The sequence below is a fragment of the Nocardia amikacinitolerans genome, assembly GCF_900215415.1.
Classification (GTDB): Bacteria; Actinomycetota; Actinomycetes; order Mycobacteriales; family Mycobacteriaceae; genus Nocardia; species Nocardia amikacinitolerans.
Map to the genome: position 1 here is coordinate 1,176,071 of NZ_OBEG01000002.1, position 14,213 is coordinate 1,190,283.

16 protein-coding genes are annotated in these 14,213 nt (G+C 67.2%); 3 read left to right on the forward strand and 13 right to left on the reverse strand.

The genetic code is table 11. From position 1 onward, the window contains the following. Positions 1-721: 721 nt before the first annotated feature. The 8 genes from CRP45_RS33330 to uraD all read right to left on the reverse strand — a co-directional run bounded on the left by CRP45_RS33330 (position 722) and on the right by uraD (position 6,857). On the reverse strand, positions 722-1,222 hold the full coding sequence (locus CRP45_RS33330; RefSeq protein ID WP_143861427.1) for a hypothetical protein: 501 nt from the start codon (positions 1,220-1,222) through the stop codon (positions 722-724). After that, entirely contained in the window at positions 1,219-2,838 is a 1,620-nt protein-coding gene (locus CRP45_RS33335) for a hypothetical protein (protein WP_143861428.1), read from the reverse strand. Before CRP45_RS33335 ends, CRP45_RS33330 begins: the two co-directional genes overlap by 4 nt. A gap of 52 nt (positions 2,839-2,890) precedes the next feature. Further along, the gene (locus CRP45_RS13535; RefSeq protein WP_097245283.1) at positions 2,891-3,190 is read right to left on the reverse strand and encodes a WXG100 family type VII secretion target; all 300 of its coding nucleotides are present in this window, start codon (positions 3,188-3,190) and stop codon (positions 2,891-2,893) included. Further along, complete coding sequence (locus CRP45_RS13540) at positions 3,187-3,522, reverse strand: WXG100 family type VII secretion target (RefSeq protein WP_245910102.1); 336 nt, start codon at positions 3,520-3,522, stop codon at positions 3,187-3,189. Before CRP45_RS13540 ends, CRP45_RS13535 begins: the two co-directional genes overlap by 4 nt. 174 nt (positions 3,523-3,696) lie before the next feature. Continuing rightward, on the reverse strand, positions 3,697-5,067 hold the full coding sequence (locus CRP45_RS13545; RefSeq protein ID WP_425436932.1) for an 8-oxoguanine deaminase: 1,371 nt from the start codon (positions 5,065-5,067) through the stop codon (positions 3,697-3,699). Beyond that, positions 5,055-5,960 carry a factor-independent urate hydroxylase gene (gene pucL, locus CRP45_RS13550; protein WP_097245284.1) on the reverse strand — a complete coding sequence of 302 codons (906 nt, stop codon included), beginning with the start codon at positions 5,958-5,960 and terminating at the stop codon, positions 5,055-5,057. The genes CRP45_RS13545 and pucL overlap by 13 nt, the downstream gene beginning before the upstream one ends. A 2-nt stretch (positions 5,961-5,962) precedes the next feature. Beyond that, positions 5,963-6,280 carry a hydroxyisourate hydrolase gene (gene uraH / locus CRP45_RS13555; RefSeq protein ID WP_097245285.1) on the reverse strand — a complete coding sequence of 106 codons (318 nt, stop codon included), beginning with the start codon at positions 6,278-6,280 and terminating at the stop codon, positions 5,963-5,965. Between the two features lie 73 nt (positions 6,281-6,353). Then, positions 6,354-6,857 carry a 2-oxo-4-hydroxy-4-carboxy-5-ureidoimidazoline decarboxylase gene (gene uraD / locus CRP45_RS13560; protein ID WP_097245286.1) on the reverse strand — a complete coding sequence of 168 codons (504 nt, stop codon included), beginning with the start codon at positions 6,855-6,857 and terminating at the stop codon, positions 6,354-6,356. 171 nt (positions 6,858-7,028) lie between these two features. On the opposite strand from uraD, the gene CRP45_RS13565 reads away from it, so the two are divergent. After that, positions 7,029-7,655, forward strand: coding sequence for a nucleotidyltransferase family protein (locus tag CRP45_RS13565; RefSeq protein WP_097245287.1), 627 nt, complete (start codon positions 7,029-7,031; stop codon positions 7,653-7,655). Next, positions 7,655-8,695, forward strand: a complete 1,041-nt coding sequence (locus CRP45_RS13570) for an XdhC family protein (RefSeq protein WP_097245288.1) — start codon at positions 7,655-7,657, stop codon at positions 8,693-8,695. The genes CRP45_RS13565 and CRP45_RS13570 overlap by 1 nt, the downstream gene beginning before the upstream one ends. A 13-nt stretch (positions 8,696-8,708) precedes the next feature. Here CRP45_RS13570 and CRP45_RS13575 read toward each other — a convergent pair whose 3' ends face one another. From CRP45_RS13575 to CRP45_RS13590, 4 genes are all read right to left on the reverse strand, one after another. After that, positions 8,709-9,803: an ABC transporter substrate-binding protein gene (locus CRP45_RS13575; RefSeq protein ID WP_097245289.1), complete on the reverse strand. Its 1,095-nt coding sequence runs from the start codon at positions 9,801-9,803 to the stop codon at positions 8,709-8,711. A gap of 68 nt (positions 9,804-9,871) precedes the next feature. After that, the gene (locus CRP45_RS13580) at positions 9,872-10,669 is read right to left on the reverse strand and encodes an ABC transporter permease (RefSeq protein WP_097245290.1); all 798 of its coding nucleotides are present in this window, start codon (positions 10,667-10,669) and stop codon (positions 9,872-9,874) included. Continuing rightward, positions 10,666-11,412, reverse strand: coding sequence for an ABC transporter permease (locus CRP45_RS13585; protein ID WP_097245291.1), 747 nt, complete (start codon positions 11,410-11,412; stop codon positions 10,666-10,668). Before CRP45_RS13585 ends, CRP45_RS13580 begins: the two co-directional genes overlap by 4 nt. After that, on the reverse strand, positions 11,409-12,248 hold the full coding sequence (locus tag CRP45_RS13590; protein ID WP_097245292.1) for an ABC transporter ATP-binding protein: 840 nt from the start codon (positions 12,246-12,248) through the stop codon (positions 11,409-11,411). Before CRP45_RS13590 ends, CRP45_RS13585 begins: the two co-directional genes overlap by 4 nt. A gap of 253 nt (positions 12,249-12,501) precedes the next feature. On the opposite strand from CRP45_RS13590, the gene pnuC reads away from it, so the two are divergent. Continuing rightward, entirely contained in the window at positions 12,502-13,236 is a 735-nt protein-coding gene (gene pnuC, locus CRP45_RS13595; RefSeq protein WP_097245293.1) for a nicotinamide riboside transporter PnuC, read from the forward strand. 181 nt (positions 13,237-13,417) lie between these two features. On the opposite strand, the gene CRP45_RS13600 is transcribed toward pnuC, so the two are convergent. Next, entirely contained in the window at positions 13,418-14,209 is a 792-nt protein-coding gene (locus tag CRP45_RS13600; protein ID WP_067791037.1) for a DeoR/GlpR family DNA-binding transcription regulator, read from the reverse strand. Positions 14,210-14,213: the final 4 nt, after the last annotated feature.

A 14,213-nucleotide genomic window follows, 5' to 3' on the forward strand; every position in this document is an offset into this window, starting at 1 on the left:
CTCACCTCGCTCCACAGCACCTGCCGCCACAGTAGGGGCCCGGAGTTGCCGCGGTGTTGCGCGACACCCGCCCCAGATTGCGCGGCCGTTACCTCGATCGTCCTCCGCGGGCGCGACGAAGACACGCGCGGAGCGCCGATCGCTGCCTCGAACTGCGATACCCGGTGTTCGACCAGGTCAAAGGCCGCGGGCGACCGAGGAGTTGTCCGGATCTTCGCCCCACCACTCGACGAGGGTGGCGCCGGAGTGCACCTGTATCAGCAGGTAGGTGGACGGAGCCGTCCGACCGGAACAGCGGCCATAAGACGGATCAGCGCCCGCCGAACGCCGTCGATCAGGGGCATTCCTGGTCGTTTCTCCGGCTGACCGAGGCCCAAATTCTGGAACCATTGGCAGCGGAGCTCCGCCAGCGCGCCCACCGTCCCCGCCAGGCCTCGCGGCTTGCCCCGAATCGCCGTCGACTTCTACAGCCGAATCACCGACAATCCGCAGGCCACCACGCGGGCAAGCCGGATCTCGGAATACGAGACATGGCCCGTGTCCGGGGTGTCCGGCACCGGCCAATCCGAGGACCAGGCGCGCGAGCGCCACTCTGAGGTGCGCCGTGGCGAGGTGCTGCGGCGAACCGCTCCGGCCGCAGTACCAAAGGATGCCGATGTGGGCAGCGACCCCGGCGTCTTCGCTACGTTCGCTGCTGATCGTGGGTGGCGGTGGGAAGTCGCTATCCGTCCCCACAAGTCGCAGTTACCCAAAGCCCGATCAGCGATCCATCGCGGATAGCTGACATTTGGCCGTCAGTCAGCCGCCAGGAACTGTAAGGATTTTCAATGATCCGCCTTATCGAAATATGGCAGTTGTCTGGCGAAGAGCCGTATGCAAGCCATTCCGTTCGGGTCGTCAAAGTGCCACTTGGAACGGGGCTCCAGCGATCGCCTTTACGATCGTCGGGAACGTATTCGAGTTGAACACCCGGCGCATCGACGATATCCAGGAGCGGATCGAATCGCGAACCGATGAACACCGCCTCGGCAAAGGGTCCGGCGTCGTTGGTTTCAGACTTCTGAAATATCTTTGAGTAACCTTGAACTCGAACCTCATTGAGGTGCCGCTCTGCGTCATTCGGCCGATTGAACCACCATACGAGGGAAGCGATTGCGGCGGCTACAAGCACCAAGGCACCCGTAACGATTGCCACTTCCCTGCGTGTGAGTTTCTCATTCATTTGCAGGTGTACATCCCGCCGATAAGTTTACCAGCCTTGTCCAGCGAGGTGTGCGTCATTCGGACATACGCTTGGACATGCGGACCCAAGTCGCCGTTCTTGATATATGCATCCATATTTGCTTCAGAGTTATAGCCGGCAGCCATGAACTCATTGAGTGTCCATTTTTGCTTCAGCTCATCAGGAGCTTCCTTCACCCACTGTGTTTCAATTCTCTTCAAATTGTAACTTGCCGCCATGATCGCCAAGTCCGGATCCGACTTGAGGTCGGACCACTCTTTTCCAGCAAATTCGGATGGATACTGGTTCTTCAGTGTGTTGAAGGTGTCCTCCTTTATATTCGTCAAACCCAAAGAGTTGGGCCTCAACCAGTTACCTCCTTCACGAATGAAAGTGTCATAGGCGTGGCTCATCTCCCGCTCGAGAAATGAGTCCGACCGATTACCGCCTTCGTTGTATACGATAGCCAAAACCAAACGAGGGTCGACGCCCGCCTCATTGCCGTACTTCACGGCCGCCCCCACCCATGGCCTGACGTCAGGATCGATTTTCGCGAGTTCGCTCTCCCAGTTGGGGTTGAGTGTGCACTTGACGGGCTCGGCAGAATACGAGTCGAGCCGGACGATCGCATCATCGCGCAAAGCCGCGATCTCAGTGAGTCTCGTCTTGACAGCAAGACTGTCCACACCATCAAAGGTCGCTTTTCGGAGCAGTTCGAGAAGAGGATGCGTGCCGATGATGTCCTTGTACACGTTCGCCGCGGTGTAGATCTCGGTCTCGCTCGCCTCGCGCTGGGGCATGACATCGACGCCGGTCGAGCGGCGGGTGGCCTTGACTCCGTGGTCCGGGAAGGCGGTAGGACTTGCATCGATGATGCGACTTCGTAGATCGACCAAGGCGTCGTGATGACTCGTGACGGCACTCGCTAGACCGGCGGCCACGACGGATATTGCGTTGGCGCCCTTCTTCAACACGCCTAATAGTTCGCGTATTTCGGCTACGTCGGGAGCCTCAACCGATGAGAACGTCCCTTCGATCCCATTCAGTTTGCCAGCGGCTTCCAAGATTGCCGTGCTGTCATGGAAGCGACGCCACCCTGTTGCAGCTCGGTTGAGCGTGTCGGTATCTCCGTCCGGCACTTCCACATGCAGTAGCGTCAAGTTCGACAGCAGTAGTATCTCGGACCCCGACGGCCACAGCGTCAACCGCGACGCGCTTGGCGACAGGGTCGCCGGATCGGGAATTGGATCTATACCTTTCGATCCAAAAGGGTGCGAGTTGGTGACGGACGGTTTGTTTGGCTCAGGTCCTTTGTTCTTGTCGGAGTTGGCGTTGTAATTCGCCATATGCCAGTTGTGCCCGGCGAGATTGAGGACATCGGCGAGCTGCTGAGTCGCTGCCGCGTAAGCCGAGATAGTGCCCACTAGGTCTTCGCAGTGCTTTTTATACGAGGTATTCCAACCCTTGACGGCGGCGTAATGGCCGCCCATGCCGAGTGTCGCATTCAATCCAGGTGTCATTATCTCGTTCACGGCCGACTGGATATCGGTCGTCAAACCGGAAAGACTTTTGGATGCGTTGTAATATACGCTCGGGTCGACCTTTATTTGCGACACTGGATATAGACTCTTCCCGCTCCTGAAGCAATGAGAGACTCTGCTGCAGATGCTACTTGTTGCGCAGCATGCTCAGATTTCTTGTTGCCGCTTCTGTGTACTGAGTGTGCGCATGCTTGGCCGCAGCGCTCATGTCACCGACGCTTCTGGCAAAATCGCGGGCCTTGGCCGCCCATTCCTGGTGAGCATCGGCGTATGCCTGAGAGGCTATACCCTGCCAAACCCCCGCCTGGATACCAGTTATCGCACGTTCCAGCTCATCGAGGTTATCTCGGATGAAGCCGGCCAGGCCAGAAAGCCGCGAGACAAGCTGGTCGAGCTGATCGAGGTCGACCATGAATTCGTCGCTCATGGCAGGCTCAGACTCGACGTCTGCGCGGCATTGTCAGTATCCTGAACTTCGTATGCTTGGGCTGCGACACCCAACTTCTCAGCCATCTTCGTCAGAACGTCGATTATTGCGCCGCCACTACTCTGCGTTTCTCGCCATCCCTGCGCGAAAGCCGTGGCGGCCGCGCCGCTCCACGCCCCGGAGGCCAGGCCTTCGACCTCGACCCCGACCGAGTCGAGTGCGGAACGCAGACTCGCTGCCAGACCAGCGACCGAGCGCCCAACCGCACGCACCTCATCAGGTATTACGGATAGATCCTGACCGGCGCCCTGCGCTCCCCCGACCACACTCATACGGCGAGTGTACCGATGCACGTGTCCGTTCTCGATGCTCACGGAGCGTAGCCGCAGGCCCCGGCGTTGTCTGCGGCCAGCTGCTCAATTGGGTGAACATGGTTGAATTCAGTCCGTTCGGAACCCCGGACGACGGGTTTGGCAGTCGACCCGATCCCGTTGTCGCCCAACGTTTCACCGAGTACCGGCGACGAGGGCGGTCTGGGCGCGCGCCACCGCGCGGCCCACCGCTTCCTCGTCCACCGTTCGCACCTCCCCGTCGCGCACCACCTCGCGGCCGTTCACGATCAGGGCGGCCAGCGGGGGCGGGGAACCGAGGATCAGTGCGGTGACGGGGTCGTCGATGCCCGCGTGGGCGGGGGTGTCCATGCGCCAGAGGGCCAGGTCGGCGAGTTTGCCGGGTTCGATGGAGCCGATCTCGGCGGCGCGGCCGAGGACTCGCGCGCCGCCCATGGTGGCCAGCTCGAGCGCGGTCCGCACGGTCATCGCGCGGGGGCCGTTGGCGGCGCGGGCGTAGAGCAGGGCGTTGCGGGGTTCCTCGATCATCGAGCCCGCTTCGTTGCTCGCGGCGCCGTCGACGCCGAGCCCGACCGCGACGCCGGCGGCGAGCAGGTCGGGAACGCGGGCGATGCCCGCGCCGAGGCGTCCGTTGGACGTGGGGCAGTGCGCGACGCCGGTGCCGGTGCGCGCGATGGCGGCGATCGCGGCGTCGTCGAGGTGGACGGCGTGCGCGTACCAGACGTCCGCGCCGAGCCAGTCGAGCCGCTCCAAATACTGTGCGGGCGTGCAGCCGTGGGTGGCGGCGCAGTAGTCCTGTTCATCGAGGGTTTCGGCCAGGTGGGTGTGCAGGCGCACCTTTTCGGCCCTGGCCAGTGCGGCGGACTCGCGCAACAGGTCGGCCGTCACCGAGAACGGCGAACACGGCGCGAGCGCGATCCGGACCATGGCGTCGAAAGACGGGTCGTGCCAGCGCGCGATCGCGTCGGCGCTCGCGGCGAGGACGGCGTCCAGCGATTCCACCACGGAGTCGGGCGGCAAACCGCCCGCGCTCGCGCCGAGGTCCATGGCGCCGCGGCAGGGGTGGAAACGCAAGCCGACGGCCTCGGCCGCGGCGATCTCCGCGCCGAGCAGGTCGCCGCCGCCGCGCGGGAACAGGTAATGGTGGTCGGCGGTCGTGCTGCAACCCGTGCGCGCGAGGGCGGCCAGCGCGCCGGTGGCGGCGATCCGCACCGATTCCTCGTTGATGCCCGCCCAGACCGGATAGAGCGCGGTCAGCCAGTCGAACAGGCTCGCGTCGGCGGCCAATCCCCTGGTGATCCACTGGTAGAGGTGATGGTGGGTGTTCACGAGGCCGGGAGTCAGCAGGCAGCCGCGGCCATCGATGCGCGGGGCGTCGAGCGCGGGCGCGTCGCCCGGCCCGACCGCGCCGATCCGGTTGCCGTGCACCACGACGTGGCCGCGCCGATACTCGGTGCCCGCCGCGTCAACGGTGGCCACCGCGCAGCCGTCGATCACGAGGGTCGCGGCCTGGCTCACGGCGCCCACGCCAGCCCGGCGTCCGGCGCGTCCGCGCGCGCCACCGTCGCCTCGATGAGGCCGTACGGGCGGTCGGCCGCGTAGTACACCTGGCCGCGGTTCTCGATGCCGAATCTGGCCAGGTCGTAGAGGAAGTGGTGCTTGTTGGGCGCGCTGAGGCGGACCTCGGCCAGCACCGGAAACGACTCCAGCACCGCTCTGCCCATCTCGAACAGCGTCTGTTGCAAGGCTTTCGAATAGTGCGTGGCGAAGACCGCCACCAGCTGCGCGCGAATCCCGGCGTAGGTCGCGTCCCAGTCCACGCCCTCGGTGGTGGCGAAGCGCCAGCGCGCGAACAACGAGGTGGCCAGCATGCGTTCGCGGGTCGGCTCCAGCACGGTGAACTCGTCGGTGAGGAAGTCGGCGAACTCGGATTCGGTCGACTTCAGGATGATCAGATCCCTGACGCCGCCGATCACCCACGCGCGCTGTGAATCTCCCGTACCTGCGACGGTGATTCGCGCCGTGCGCACCTCCGGACCCTGCCGCGTCCAGGTGAAGTCGTGCTCGGCGCCGTCGACCGAAACCCGTTGCCAGGCATATTCGTCCACCTCTACGGTGGCGCTGTCGACCGGCTCGATGGTGTCGACGAAATGCCGGGCCAGCGCCAGCGCGTAATCCTCGACAGATTGCAGGCCCGGCTTCTTCGCGTAGGCGTAGGCGGTCTGCTTCTGGCTGTCGGTGGGCAGCACCTTCGACTGGTCGCCCGCGGTGTAGGCGGCGGCGAAATCCCCGCGCAGCACCGTGGTGACGTTCACGTCGCGGATCTCGTGGCGCGGACCGTCGCGGTAGATCCGGACGATCCGGTTCTCCGCCTTGCCGTATCGGTTGTCGGTCAGCACGATCGGGCCGGACAGTGTCATGCTCAGCTCCCTCGGTAGGTGGAGAAGGCGTACGGCGAGAGCAGCAGGGGGACGTGATAGTGCCGCTCTTCGGCTACCACGAACGAGATCGAGACCTCCGGGTAGAAGGTGTCGATTCGCCGGTGCCCGAAGTAGGTTCCGGTGTCGAAGACGATGCGGTAGACGCCGGGCACGAGTTCGGCGCCCAGACCGTCGATCCGGCCGTCGTCGCCGGTCGCGCCCGCACCGAGCAAGGCGTCGCCGGAATACAGGGTGACCGCCACGTCGACGGCCGGTAATCCGTGCACCGCGTCCAGGACGTGCGTGCTCAAGGTACTCATGCCTTCACCTCGCTGGCGCTCGGCTCCGGCATGCGCACGGCGCGCTGGCACATGATTCGCTCACTGCGTTCGCTCATCCCGACTCGCCCAGCATCCGCCGCAGCCGGATTCGGTTGATCTTCGCCAATTCCGTTCGCATTACAGTCCTTTCGGTAGCGGGATCGTTGCGCAGCCTGGCAGTGAGAAGGTCGAGCAGTTCCGCGCCGGATCTGCCGGTCGCGCAGACGAGGTATCGGTGCCCGAAGCGCTGTTCGTACGCGCGATTGCCCTCGGCCAGCGCCGCGCGCACCGCGTCGGTCGCCTCCGCCACGCCGGATTGCTCGCGGGCCGAGGTCGTGTTGTCCGTCCGCTCGCCGATGCGCGGATGCCCGGCCAGCGCGCGGTCGATCTCGTCCTCGGGGAGTGCGGCGAGCACGGCGTCGGCGGTCTCGTACAGGCGCGCGGCGCTGCGGTACGGTCGCCCGGCGAGCATCCCGCCGACCCAGACGGGCGAGGCGCAACAGGCGAGCAACGCGTCGGCGGCCGCCGCGTTGGACAGGGCGTCGAATTCGGTGATTCCGGCCGGCTCGTCCGTCATCGAACCAGCATCGAATACGGCGAGCCCGCGCGCCACCGGAACACCGTCGGCGTGTCGGACGTCGCCGTCCGAGCGAAACCCGGATTCGCCTCTCGCGGTTAACCGCGCACCCCGGTTGTCCGGCACTTTCAGGTAACCCACCGGCAACGCACGCGGTCTAGCGTGGGACACGTGGTTGCATCGGATCGCGCCGGGAACGCTCCGGTCGCCCGCACGGGGTGCGTGGGCATCGTGCTCGCCGCGGGCGCGGGCACCCGCTACGGCCGTCCCAAGGCGTTGGCCGAGGGCGGCGCCTGGCTGCGTGCCGCGGTGGACGCCCTGCGCGACGGCGGCTGCGCGCCGGTCATCGTGGTGCTCGGCGCCACCGGCCCCGCACCGGAGACGGTCGGACTGCCCGCAGGCGCGGTGCCCGTCTGGGCGCCGGACTGGGCGACCGGCATCGGCGCCTCGTTGCGGGCCGGGCTGCGCGCGGCGGCGCGAACTCCTGCACGAGCCGTCGCGATCATGCCGGTGGACACCCCGGACGTCGGGGCCGACGTCGTCGCGCGGGTACTCGCCGCGGAGCGGGCGGCGCCGAGCGGGCTGGCCCGCGCTGTGTTCCACAACACACCCGGTCACCCCGTTGTGATCGACCACAAGCACTGGACCTCGGTGAGCGCCGAGGCGACAGGAGATTCGGGAGCGCGTACCTATTTGTCCAGTAGAGACGATATGGTGTGCGTCACGTGCGACGATTTGGCGACGGGAAGGGATCAAGACTTCCCGGCCTCGACGCACGCTGATCGGAGCGGAAACTGATGCGCGACATCGTCGACGACCTCTTGCGGGTATGGCACTCGGGCCGGATCGGTGGCCTGGCCACCGTAGTGCGGACCGTGGGTTCGGGGCGGCTGCCGGTGGGCACAGCGATGCTGGTCGACGCCAACGGCGCCGTGTACGGATCCGGACTCGGCGGCTCGGTGGAGACCGCGATGCACGAGGCCGCGGTGACCGCGGCACGCACCGGGCAGCGCGCCATGCATCGCCTACCCGTGCCGCCCGGCGAACCAGGCATGGAGGCGGGCGGCATGATCGACGTCTTCGCCGAGCCGTTCTCCCGGCGGGACTTTCCCGAATTCCCCACTGTCGCTTCCGAAATCGCGGCGCACCGGCGGGTTACGGTTTTCACCGTGGTATGGAACCCGGACCCCGACGTGATCGGCCAGCACCTGATCACCGGTCAGCGGCACAACACCGAACTGGTGGCGCTTCCCGAATCGGACGTGTTCATCTCGTCCTTCGCCCCGCCGCCGCGACTGATCATCTTCGGCGCCAACTCCTACGCGGCGGCGCTGACCGTGCAGGCCAGACTGCTCGGCTACCGCGTCACCATCTGTGATTCGCGCGAGGAGTTCGCCACGCCGGAGGCCTTCCCCGGCGCCGAAGTGGTGGTGGACTGGCCGCACCGCTACCTGAACACCCTTTCGGCGGCGGGCGAAATCGACTCCACCACGGGCATTGTCGTGCTGGCGCATGATCCGAAGTTCGAAATCCCGTTGCTCACAGTCGCTTTGCGTTTGCCGGAGCTCGGCTACCTCGGTGCGGCGGGCTCGTACTCGGCGCACGCACGGCGCCTGGACGACCTGCGGGCGGGCGGTTTCGACGAGGCGACGCTGTCGCGCCTGCACTCCCCCGCGGGCCTGGACGTCGGCGCGCGCACGGCGGCCGAAACCGCGGTGGCCATCGCCGCCGAACTGCTGGCCGCCCGATCGGGCCGGTCGGGGCGCCAGCAGTCGGCGAGCGCCGAGGTGATCCACGCTGAGCAGGCGTTCGGCGCGCGGGCCACCGTCGGGTTGTGACGCGGCGGAACGCTCAGTCCTTCAGGCCGGGATTCTCCGCGTAGACCTCGCGCAACACCGAGAGGTCGAACAGCTGGTCGGCTTGGATGTCGATCTTCGCGGTGCGCAGCGCGGCGATGTTCTGTTCGATCAGCGCGTCGGTCATGGTGAGCAGACCGTTCGCGGCGGTGTCGGCGGAGACCACCAGGTCGTTCTGCGCGATGGCCTCCTTGGTCTGCTCGGCCAGGTCGAGCTCGAGGTCCTTGCCGTACATCTCGACCGCGAGGCGCGCCGATTCGGCCGGTTCGGCGACCGCGTCCTTCCAGCCCCTGATCTCCGCCGCGAGGAACGCCTTGAGCTTCTCGCGCTCGTTGTCGATGGTGGACTGCTTCACCGTGAGCGTCTCCGCGACCAGCGGCAGGCCGAAATCGGCGAACAAGAAATGCGCGTTCGGAAATCCCTTGGCGGCGAGCGTGATCGGCTCGTTCGTCACATAGCTGACCCAGCCGTCCACCTCGCCGTTGGCCAGCGGCGTCGGGTCGAATTGCGCGGGCACGACGGTCACGTCGCCCGGCTTCATGCCATTGGCGGCCAGCAGCGCGGTGAAGATGAGCTGATTGGTGTCCTGCACGCCGATCTTGCGGCCCTTCATGTCCTGCGGGGAGTTGATGGGCTTCGCCGCGGAGCTGACGATTGCGAACGGATTCTTCTGATAGGTGGTCGCGACGATCTTGGCGGGCAATCCCTCGAGGATCGCGGGCGCGGTGGTCTGCGGCGCCGAGAGCCCGAGCCACACCTTTCCGGTGTCGAGCCCGGCCTCCACCGACGTGCTCGCCGCGCCGCCCGCCATCAGATTCACCGAGCCGAACCCGGCCTCCAGGAAATAGCCGCGCGAATCGGCGAAATACTCGCCCGCGAATTCGATGTTCTTGATCCAGGACAGCTGGATCGCGACGGTGCCGTAGCGCGAGCCGTCCGGCGTCGAGCCGGTCGACGAGCCGCCCGCGTCGTCGCCGCAGGCGGCGAGTGCGCCGACGCCGCCGAGCGCGGCCCCCGTCAGTGCCGAATAACGAAGAAAGGACCTGCGGTTCAGGTTCGTCCCGAACGAAGAGCGTTGCGCGGGTGTCATGGGCCGAATTTAGGGGGATTCGGTTTCGTTTTCTTTTCTTTCAGGTTCCCAACACCGAATCGCGACGATCAACCGCGCCCGGCGTCGGGGCCGAACCGGGCGAGCACCAGGTTCTCGACGACGCCAACTACCGCGTACAGCAGCACCGACACCAGCGTGACGATCACGATGGACGCCCACAGCTCGTTGTACCGGAACGTGGGTATCGCGCGGATCAGGCTGGCGCCGAGACCCGTTCCACTGCCGAGCCATTCGCCGATCAAGGCACCGATGAGCGCGCCGGGCACCGAGATTCGCGCCGCCGCGAACACCGCGGGCAACGCCGCGGGAGCCGCCACCATCCGCAGCGCCGTCCAGCGTGAACCGCCGTACGCCGCGATCAGTTCCATGGCCTGGCGGGGCGCGCTGCGCAGTCCGGTCGTGATCATCACCAGAGCCGGGAAGAGCACGACGATCGCGGCCATCACGGTCACTCCGCCCGGCCCGCGGCCGAACACCAGCACGATGATCGGCGCGAGCGCCACCAGCGGCACCGAACGCAGCAGCATGGCCACCGGCATGAACGTGTGCTCCACGGCGCGGAACGACACGAACAGGGCGGCGAGCGCGATGGCCGCCGCCATGCCGACGCCGAAGCCGAGCGCCGCGTCGCGCAGCGTGATCTGGAGGTTGTCGAGGATGGCCCCGCGCGCTTGCGGCGCGCCGGGTGAGGTGGCCAGGTAGCGCCAGACATCGCCGGGAGTCTTGCCCACCCGCGGACCCACCTGCGGGAAGGCCGCCAGGAAAGCCCACCAGATGACCAGCATCAGCAGCAGCGAGGTCACCAGCGAAAACAGGAACGCGCCGACGCGACGCAGCACGGTCATCGCACTTCCTCCCCGGTCCACGGCGTGGCCAGTCGCGCCACCACCGCCACGATCGCGTAGCCGAGACCGGCCAGCGCCGCGGCGCCGAGCGCCATCCCCCAGGTGCGTGGCACGTTGTATGCGGTTTGCGCGGCGGTCAGCGCGACGCCGATCCCGCTGTCCACGCCGCCCAGATACTCTCCGATGATCGCGCCGAGCACGGCCGAGGGCGCGGCGATCTTCAACGCCGCGAGAGTATTCGGCAGCGCGGCGATCAGCTGAACCCGGTAGAGGCGTTGCCAGCGCCCGCCGCCGTAGACGTGCACCAGCTCTAGACTCGCCCGATCTGCCGAGCGCAAACCGGCGAGACTGCCGACCATCGTGGTGAAGAAGCAGTACATCGCGGCGAGGAACACCGTCGGCGTGCGTCCGCCGAAGACAACCAGGATGATCGGGCCGAGCGCGAGCAGCGGCGTGCAGTAGGACAGGATCGCCAGCTGGGTGGCCAGCGATTCGAGCTGCGGAATGAGCGCCACCGCGACCGCGAGGCCGATGGCCAGCGCGTTGCCCCAGAGGAAGCCCTTCAGCGCGCCGATCGCGGTGATCTCGAAGTTCGGGCCGTACAGCTGCCAGCCGTCGGTGTACATGGTGTGCAGAACCCGCCAGGGGCTCGGGATGGTGCCGCCCGCGAGGTCGAGCGCCGCGGCGAGCCACCACACCCCGACGAGGCCGAGGATGCCGAGCAACCCGCCGAGCCGCTTCACGACGCACCGCCCACTTCGGGGGCTTGGACGCCGCGTTCGAAAGCGACGCCGCCCGCACCGGTCTTGCCGAACAGCAGTTCGGAGAGATAGTCGGCCAACTTGTGGAATTCCGGGGTGCGCATCATCTCCGGCAGGCGCGGCCGCGGCAGATCGATCTCCACCAGCTCGAGCACGCGGCCCGGGCGCGGGCTCAGCACCGCCACGACGTCGGAGAGGAAGACCGCCTCGGCGATGCCGTGCGTGACCATCAACGTGGTCGCGGGCTTCTCCGTCCAGATCCGCAGCAGCTCCAGATTGAGCTTCTGCCTGGTCATGTCGTCCAGCGCGCCGAAGGGCTCGTCGAGCAGCAGCACGGTCGGCTGCACGACCAGCGCGCGCGCGATGGACACGCGCTGCCGCATGCCGCCGGACAACTGCGCGGGTTTGGCCTTCTCGAAGCCTTCCAATCCCACCAGCGCGACGAGGTCGGCGATCAGCGCGGGATCCAGTTTCAGACCGGCGACCTGCAACGGCAGCGCGATATTGGATTCCACCGAGCGCCACGGCAGTAGCGCCGCGTCCTGGAACGCGATGCCGAGTTCGTGGCGGCCGCGCAGTTGCGCGGGCGTGTGGCCGTCGATCAGCGCGGTGCCCGCGGTCGGTTCCTCCAATCCGGCCAGAATCCGCAGCACGGTGGACTTTCCACAGCCGGAAGGACCGAGGAGCGACAGGAAGGCGCCCTGCTCGGTATGCAGATCCACTCCGTCCAGCGCGTGCACCGTGCGCCGCCCGGCGCGGAAGGACTTGCTCAGCCCGCTGATGTGGATACCGGTCCCCCCGGCGTGCTCGGTGCTCATTCGGTCACGATAGAAGGGCCCGATTGCACCGATATTGCGTTTCGCGGGCCCAGATTGCGCAATCGTTACGCGCCGAGGGCATTTCACCGTCGGCCCTGCGGATGCGCCGTCCGTGCCATGGATATCCAGGCGTGCGCGCACCGGACACCCGGCGTCGCCGGTCCGGATACCCAGGCGTCCGCGCACAGACCCCGGCGTCCGCGTCCACGCACGGGCATTCGGTATGACGGCGAGCCGAACTCGTCGTCCGCGGATGAGATCGCGCGGCCCGCTGGTTGCACACCAGGTGGACCCGCTCAGCACACTGCTCGACGCCGAACTGCACATCGCGGGCTCGGCGATCCTCTGGCGCGAGGTCATCGGCAACGGGTTCGGACTGGCCGCCGCGGTGGGCGGCATGCGGCGGCGGGTGTGGGCGTGGCCGGTCGGAATCGCGGGCAACGCGCTGCTTTTCACCGTGTTCGTCGGCGGCGTCTTCAACACACCGCAGCAGTTGAACATGGCCGGGCAGGCCGGACGGCAGCTGATGTTCATCGCGGTCAGCGTGTTCGGGTGGTGGCAGTGGCATCGGCACGCCCGCCTCGATACCGGGCTCGAGCACCGCGGCGTGGTGCCGCGCTGGGCCACCGCCCGCGAACGATGGTTGCTGGTCGCCGCCATGCTCCTCGGCACGGCCGGTTTCGCCCAGCTGTTCGCCTGGATCGGCTCCTACGGTCCGTGGGCGGAGGCCTGGATCTTCACCGGCTCGGTCCTCGCCACCTACGGCATGGCCCGCGGCTTGGCCGAGTTCTGGTTGATCTGGATCGCCGTCGACATCGTCGGCGTCCCACTCTTGCTGAAGGCGGGCTACTACCCGTCCGCCACCCTCTACCTGATCTACGCGGGCTTCGTCGCCTGGGGTTTCGCCGTCTGGGTCCGCACCATGCGCACCGAACCGGCGCGCACGGCATCCGCCCCGGTGGCCGCCGGGCAGGGCGCGCCGGATTGATCCCGCCCGCGAGCGACCCCGCCCATGACAGCCGGACCGAGCACGGCCGACCGATCCGCGAGCGCGCCCGCGGCATCCATACCCGTGGCGGCCGGAGAGGGCGCGTCCGACCGACCACGTCCGCGAATCGCCGCCCTGTTGCGCGACGCCGGTCGACGCTTCGACAGGCCGGTTCGCGGAACTACACCAAATCCACGCGGACGCCCGCGGCGCGGATGGCGGCGACGGCGGAGGCGTCGGCGCGGGTGTCGGTGACGAGGACGTGCACCTGGTCGATTCCGCAGATGCGGGCGAGGGCGGAACGTTCGAGTTTGTCGGAGGTGGCGACCACCATGACGTGGCCGGAGCGGCGCACCATCTCGGTGGTCACCCCCGCTTCGTCGATGTGCCTGCACTGCGCGCCGCCCTCAGCGGAGATCGCGTTCACGCCGAGAATCAAGGTGTCCAAACGCAATTCGGCCAATGCGCGCTCGGCAAGCGGGCCGTGCAGCTCGTAGGACTCCCGGCGCGCCACGCCGCCGAGACAGATGGTGCGCAGGTGCGGGCGAAGCACCATCTCGCCCGCGATGTTGAGCGCGTTGGTGACGATGGTGAGCTGGTCGTCACCGGAGTTCGCCAAATCCGTGCGACCCGCGAGCGCCCGCGCCACCGCCGTGGTGGTGGTGCCGCCGTTCATGCCGACCACCGCGGTCGGGTCGACCAGCGCGGCGGCGTGCTCGGCGATGCGCTGCTTGGCCTCGCCGCCGGTCTGCCGGTAGCGGGCGGGCAGGTCGTAGGCGACGGTTGTCGCCACGACGCCGCCGTGGGTCCGGGTGGCCAGCTGCTGCTCGGCGAGCGCGGTGAAGTCGCGGCGCACGGTCGCGGGCGACACCTGGAGCCGCTCGGCGGCCTCCTCCACGGAGAGCCGCCCCGATTCGGCGAGCAGCTCGAGCAGCCGGTTCCACCGCTGCGGACGATCCGTCGGTCCGGTCATCTCA

What these genes read in the sequence shown, in the direction of transcription:
- CRP45_RS13600 (WP_067791037.1), bottom strand. Translation starts at nt 14,209, where the DNA reads ATGACCGGACCGACGGATCGTCCGCAGCGGTGGAACCGGCTGCTCGAG.
- CRP45_RS13580 (WP_097245290.1), bottom strand. Translation starts at nt 10,669, where the DNA reads ATGACCGTGCTGCGTCGCGTCGGCGCGTTCCTGTTTTCGCTGGTGACC.
- CRP45_RS13590 (WP_097245292.1), bottom strand. Translation starts at nt 12,248, where the DNA reads ATGAGCACCGAGCACGCCGGGGGGACCGGTATCCACATCAGCGGGCTG.
- CRP45_RS13540 (WP_245910102.1), bottom strand. Translation starts at nt 3,522, where the DNA reads ATGAGTGTGGTCGGGGGAGCGCAGGGCGCCGGTCAGGATCTATCCGTA.
- CRP45_RS13570 (WP_097245288.1), top strand. Translation starts at nt 7,655, where the DNA reads ATGCGCGACATCGTCGACGACCTCTTGCGGGTATGGCACTCGGGCCGG.
- pnuC (WP_097245293.1), top strand. Translation starts at nt 12,502, where the DNA reads ATGAGATCGCGCGGCCCGCTGGTTGCACACCAGGTGGACCCGCTCAGC.
- uraD (WP_097245286.1), bottom strand. Translation starts at nt 6,857, where the DNA reads ATGACGGACGAGCCGGCCGGAATCACCGAATTCGACGCCCTGTCCAAC.
- uraH (WP_097245285.1), bottom strand. Translation starts at nt 6,280, where the DNA reads ATGAGTACCTTGAGCACGCACGTCCTGGACGCGGTGCACGGATTACCG.
- CRP45_RS13575 (WP_097245289.1), bottom strand. Translation starts at nt 9,803, where the DNA reads ATGACACCCGCGCAACGCTCTTCGTTCGGGACGAACCTGAACCGCAGG.
- pucL (WP_097245284.1), bottom strand. Translation starts at nt 5,960, where the DNA reads ATGACACTGTCCGGCCCGATCGTGCTGACCGACAACCGATACGGCAAG.
- CRP45_RS33330 (WP_143861427.1), bottom strand. Translation starts at nt 1,222, where the DNA reads ATGAATGAGAAACTCACACGCAGGGAAGTGGCAATCGTTACGGGTGCC.
- CRP45_RS13535 (WP_097245283.1), bottom strand. Translation starts at nt 3,190, where the DNA reads ATGAGCGACGAATTCATGGTCGACCTCGATCAGCTCGACCAGCTTGTC.